This window comes from Salmonella enterica subsp. arizonae (assembly GCF_008692845.1).
Classification (GTDB): Bacteria; Pseudomonadota; Gammaproteobacteria; order Enterobacterales; family Enterobacteriaceae; genus Salmonella; species Salmonella arizonae.
The window spans coordinates 1-4639 of sequence record NZ_VXJW01000026.1; the positions used below are offsets into that span (position 1 = coordinate 1).

The window sequence follows — 4639 nt, forward strand, 5'->3', positions numbered from 1 at the left end:
CGTCGGGTCATCGCCTTCCGCGTTACGCGCCAGCTGCCACAGCAGCGCCGCGGCAATCAGCAGGAAAATAAGTAACGGTAATAACAGTACGTTGCGTTTCATCCGGCCTCCGGCAATGGTTTACGGCGGCGGTAGCGCGGGTCCGCCAGGCACAGCAGCCCGCCCAGCGCCATCAGCAGTCCCCCGGCCCATATCCAGCGGACAAACGGTTTGTAGTACAGACGTACCGCCCATGCCCCGTTATCCAGTTCTTCACCAAGCGCGGCGTACAGGTCGCGGGTCAGTCCGCCGTCAATCGCCGCCTCGGTCATCACCATCCGGCTGGTGTTGTAAAGCCGTTTCTCCGCATGCAGCACCGCCTCCGGCGCCCCGTCACGCGTCACCCCGATGATGGCCACACCGCCGCGGTAGTTGGGCCCGGTGATGTCCCGCACCTCCCGGAAGGTGAACCGGTAGTTGTGGATATTCACGCTGTCGCCCGCCCTCATCCGCACATCGCGCTCAATGCTGTAATTCTGGCTGAAGGCGATGCCGGTAATCGTCACCGCCAGCCCGAGGTGCGCCGCCACCATCCCCCAGTAGCTGAAGGAGGTTCTGGTGCCGCGGGAGACGCGCTGTACGGCTTCGGCCACCGCCAGCACCGCAATCCAGCAGGCCATCGCCATGCCTGCCACCGTCATGGCGGCGATGCGGTCCTGAAGCAGCCACGGTAAAAGTACCGACAGCAACAGGGTGGTGATAAAGGCGACCAGCAGCAGGTTTCTGATTTTACGCGGCCTGTCCCGGCCCCAGCGCACCAGCGGCCCCACCCCCAGCAGCAGGGCAAACGGCGCCATCAGCCAGGTAAACATGGTATTAAAGAACGGTTCGCCAATGGAAATACTGCCCAGCCCCAGTTGTTTGTGTACCAGCGGCAGCAGCGTGCCCAGCAGCACCACCAGCATGGCGGCCATCAGCAGGACGTTATTGCCGAGCAGCAGCGACTCCCGCGACCACAGCGCGTTGTTGACCCGCGAGCGCACCCTGTGCCCGCGCACGGCGAACAGCAGCAGCGAACCGCCGGTGACCAGCACCATAAAGGCGAGGATGAACATCCCGCGCGCCGGGTCGGAGGCGAAGGCATGTACCGACACCAGCACCCCGGAGCGCACCAGGAAAGTGCCCAGCAGGCACAGCGAGAAGGCGCAGATGGACAGCAGCAGCGTCCACGCCTTAAAGCTGGCGCGCTGTTCGGTGACCGCCAGCGAGTGCAGCAGGGCGGTGCCCGCCAGCCACGGCATAAAGGAGGCGTTCTCCACCGGGTCCCAGAACCACCAGCCGCCCCAGCCCAGCTCATAGTAGGCCCACGCGGAGCCGAGCACGATACCCAGCGTCAGGAACACCCACGCCGCCAGCGTCCACGGACGGGAAAAACGGGCAAACGCGCTGTCCAGACGCCCGCACAGCAGCGCGGCGATGGCAAAGGCGAAGGCCACCGAGAAACCGACATAGCCCATGTACAGCAGCGGCGGATGGAAAATCAGCCCCGGATCCTGCAACAATGGATTCAGGTCGCGCCCCTCCACCGGGAAGTCCGGCAGCGTGCGGGCGAACGGGTTGGAGGTGAACAGGATAAACACCAGGAAACCGGCGCTGACCATCCCCATCACCGCCAGCACCCGGGCCACAATATCCACCGGCACCGGCCTGCTGAACACCGCCACCGCCAGGGTCCAGCCGCTCATCAGCAGCACCCACAGCAGCAGCGAGCCCTCATGCGCCCCCCACGTGGCGGCCACGCGATACCAGATCGGCAACTGCGTATTCGAATTCCCGGCGACATAGGCCACGGTGAAGTCATTCACCACAAAGGCGTGCGCCAGCACAAAAAACGCGCCCGCCACGCAGAGAAACAGCAGCCAGGCGAACACCCCGGACGACGCCATCATCCGCGCATCGCCGCGCGCCGCGCCCCACAACGGATACACGGACAGCAGCAGCGCCACGCCGAGCGCCAGACACAGCAGCGCGTTGCCGATTTCAGGCATCATGATGATTTATCCTTATACCCGCTTTGCGGACGGCGGTGGTTTTCCTGCATCGCCTTTTCCACTTCCGGCGGGGTGTAGTTTTCATCATGCTTAGCCAGCACCTCTTTGGCCTGCACATGATTTCTCCTGTCCAGCTCCCCCTGGACCACGACCCCCTGCCCTTCGCGGAACAGGTCCGGCAGGATACCGTCATATGTGACCTCCACCACGCCTTCCGCGTCATAGAGGCTGAAATTCACCTTCAGGGAGTCCGGGGCACGCTTCACGCTGCCCGGCATCACCATCCCGCCGACACGCAAACGCTGGCCGACTTCCGGCATCTGCTGCGTTTCACGCCTGCCGTAGAGAATTTCGCCGGGCGTGTAAAACAGGTCGATGTTCGCGCGCAGCGCGTACAGGACCAGAGCGGTGGTCAGCGCCAGGCCCGCCAGCACCGCACAGACCACCCATAACCGGTTTTTACGTCGCAGGTTCACACGGCCTCCTGTTGCGCCTGCGCCGCACGCATACGCGCCTCACGGGCGCGTTGCTGTGCGACATGGCGTAAAATCGCGCGATGCTGCATCGCGCTCTGTACCACCAGTATTGCCACCGGAACAACGGTCATCGCCACCGCCAGCCAGACATAAAAGGCGTACCCGCCCATGGCGAAAAAATCACTCCACGATGCAAATGCCGTACTCACTGGCGCCCCCTTTTCAGTATCAGTTCGCTCACCCACGGGCGGCGTTTTTCCATGATTAAAATCAGGTTGCGCATCCGCATCAGCGAAAGCGTGATAAACAGCAGCAGGTAGCCGGTAATCGCCAGACGCAGCGGCGTGCGCATCGCCGGGTCGATGCTCTGCTGCATACGGGTGGAGCCCTGATGCAGGGTGTTCCACCACTCAACCGAGTAGTGAATAACCGGTAAGTTAACCACGCCAGTCAGCACCAGAATGCCCGCCGCGCGCCCGGCCATTTTACGGTCGTCAAAGGCGTGCCACAGCGCAATCGCGCCGACGTAGAGAAACAGCAGCACCAGCTCAGAGGTGAGCCGCGCGTCCCAGACCCACCAGGTGCCCCACATCGGTTTGCCCCAGGCGGAACCGGTCACCAGCGCAATGAAGGTATACACCGCCCCCACCGGCGCCATTGCCGCCAGCGCCAGATTGGCCATTTTCATCTGCCAGACCAGACCGATAAACGCCGCCACCGCCATTGAGGCGTAGATCCCCATCGACCAGACAGCCGCCGGGACATGCAGATACATAATGCGGTAGCTCTCCCCCTGCTGGTAGTCCGCCGGCGCAAAGCCGAATCCCCAAATCCAGCCGGCCGCCAGCACCACGGCGCTGGCAATGGCTGACCACGGAATAAGCCCGCCGCAGATCTGATAGAGCCGCGGGGGGATCGCCAGTTGATGAAGTGTTTTCCACATATTCAGGTCACCAGACTCAAAACAAAACGAATGAAAACCGCGCTACTGCAGACTGATGCGTAACGCTGCCGCCGTCGCAAAGGGACTTAACGTCGCGCTGCCAGCCAGCAGCGCGCCCAGAATCGCCATATACCCCCCGACAGGCAGGTGCATGGAGGCCGCCTCCATCGCGGCGGTAGCAAAAATCAGTAACGGGATGGTCAGCGGCAGCACCAGCACGCTCAGCAGAACGCCGCCGCGTTTGAGCCCAACCGTTAATCCCACGCCCGGCGCGCCGAGAAAACCCAGCGTCGGCGTGCCCAGTAATAAGGTCAGCGCCATCATTTTCCAGCCGTACACGTCCATTCCCAGCAGCAGCGCCACCAGCGGGGAGAGAATAATCAGCGGCAGGCCGGTGACCACCCAGTGAGCCAGCACCTTCGCCAGCACCACGGCTGGCAGTGGTAAGGGCAGCAGCATCAGTTGTTCGAGACTGCCGTCCTGCAGGTCGTCACGAAACAGTCGCTCCAGCGCCAGCAGTGAAGAAAGCAGCGCCGCCACCAGGATAATGCCGGGCGCAATACGCGCCAGCAGTTGCGGTTCCGGCCCGATACTCAGCGGAAACAGGGTGATCACAATCAGGAAGAACCACAGCGGATTGGCGATCTCCGCGCTGTGACGGAACGCCACGCGCAGTTCGAGACGGAAAATTCGCCACATCATTGCCCTGCCCTCCCGCCGGTCAGCGCAATGCGGCGGATTTTATCCGGCGCAACGTTCACCGGCTGGTGGGTGGTCAGGATAACAATCCCGCCCTGCTCAGTATGCCGGGCCATACGCTGTGTCAGGCGGGCCACGCCGTTCACATCGATAGCGGTAAAAGGTTCGTCGAGGATCCAGAGGGGCGCGCGGGTGAGCCACAGGCGGGCCAGCGCCACGCGGCGCTGCTGTCCGGCTGAGAGCTGATTAACGGGAATATCTTCATATCCGGCAAGTCCGGCCTGCGCCAGCGCCTCCAGGCACTGTGCGGTATCGCCGTCCTGATGAAAAAAACGCAGGTTTTCCTGCGCCGTCAGCCGGGTTTTAATTCCCGGCTGATGTCCGGTCCACAACAGATCCTGATGATAGCTGTCGCGCACGCGGCGCAGGGGTTCGCCCCGCCAGTACACCTCCCCGCCGTCCGGGCGCGCCAGCCCGGTCAGCAGGCGCAG

General features: G+C 63.1%; 6 protein-coding genes and 1 pseudogene. All 7 read right to left on the reverse strand.

Annotated elements, in window-relative coordinates; translation table 11 throughout:
* Window positions 1-102: pseudogene (locus F4V61_RS21885) on the reverse strand (DsbE family thiol:disulfide interchange protein); the annotation flags it as partial.
* A complete protein-coding gene (locus F4V61_RS21890) occupies window positions 99-2030 on the reverse strand; it encodes a heme lyase CcmF/NrfE family subunit (RefSeq protein ID WP_080161010.1) in 1932 nt (643 codons plus the stop codon). The pseudogene F4V61_RS21885 and the gene F4V61_RS21890, both read right to left, overlap by 4 nt.
* Window positions 2027-2506, reverse strand: a complete 480-nt coding sequence (gene ccmE / locus F4V61_RS21895) for a cytochrome c maturation protein CcmE (protein WP_001053612.1) — start codon at window positions 2504-2506, stop codon at window positions 2027-2029. The genes F4V61_RS21890 and ccmE overlap by 4 nt, the downstream gene beginning before the upstream one ends.
* Window positions 2503-2715, reverse strand: a complete 213-nt coding sequence (ccmD, locus tag F4V61_RS21900; protein WP_000100690.1) for a heme exporter protein CcmD — start codon at window positions 2713-2715, stop codon at window positions 2503-2505. The genes ccmE and ccmD overlap by 4 nt, the downstream gene beginning before the upstream one ends.
* Window positions 2712-3449 carry a heme ABC transporter permease gene (locus F4V61_RS21905; protein WP_000266013.1) on the reverse strand — a complete coding sequence of 246 codons (738 nt, stop codon included), beginning with the start codon at window positions 3447-3449 and terminating at the stop codon, window positions 2712-2714. The genes ccmD and F4V61_RS21905 overlap by 4 nt, the downstream gene beginning before the upstream one ends.
* 42 nt (window positions 3450-3491) lie before the next feature.
* Window positions 3492-4151 carry a heme exporter protein CcmB gene (gene ccmB, locus F4V61_RS21910; protein WP_000990023.1) on the reverse strand — a complete coding sequence of 220 codons (660 nt, stop codon included), beginning with the start codon at window positions 4149-4151 and terminating at the stop codon, window positions 3492-3494.
* Window positions 4148-4639 (reverse strand): cytochrome c biogenesis heme-transporting ATPase CcmA (gene ccmA, locus F4V61_RS21915; protein WP_150363963.1); only part of this gene is annotated, 492 nt, incomplete at its 5' end. The genes ccmB and ccmA, both read right to left, overlap by 4 nt.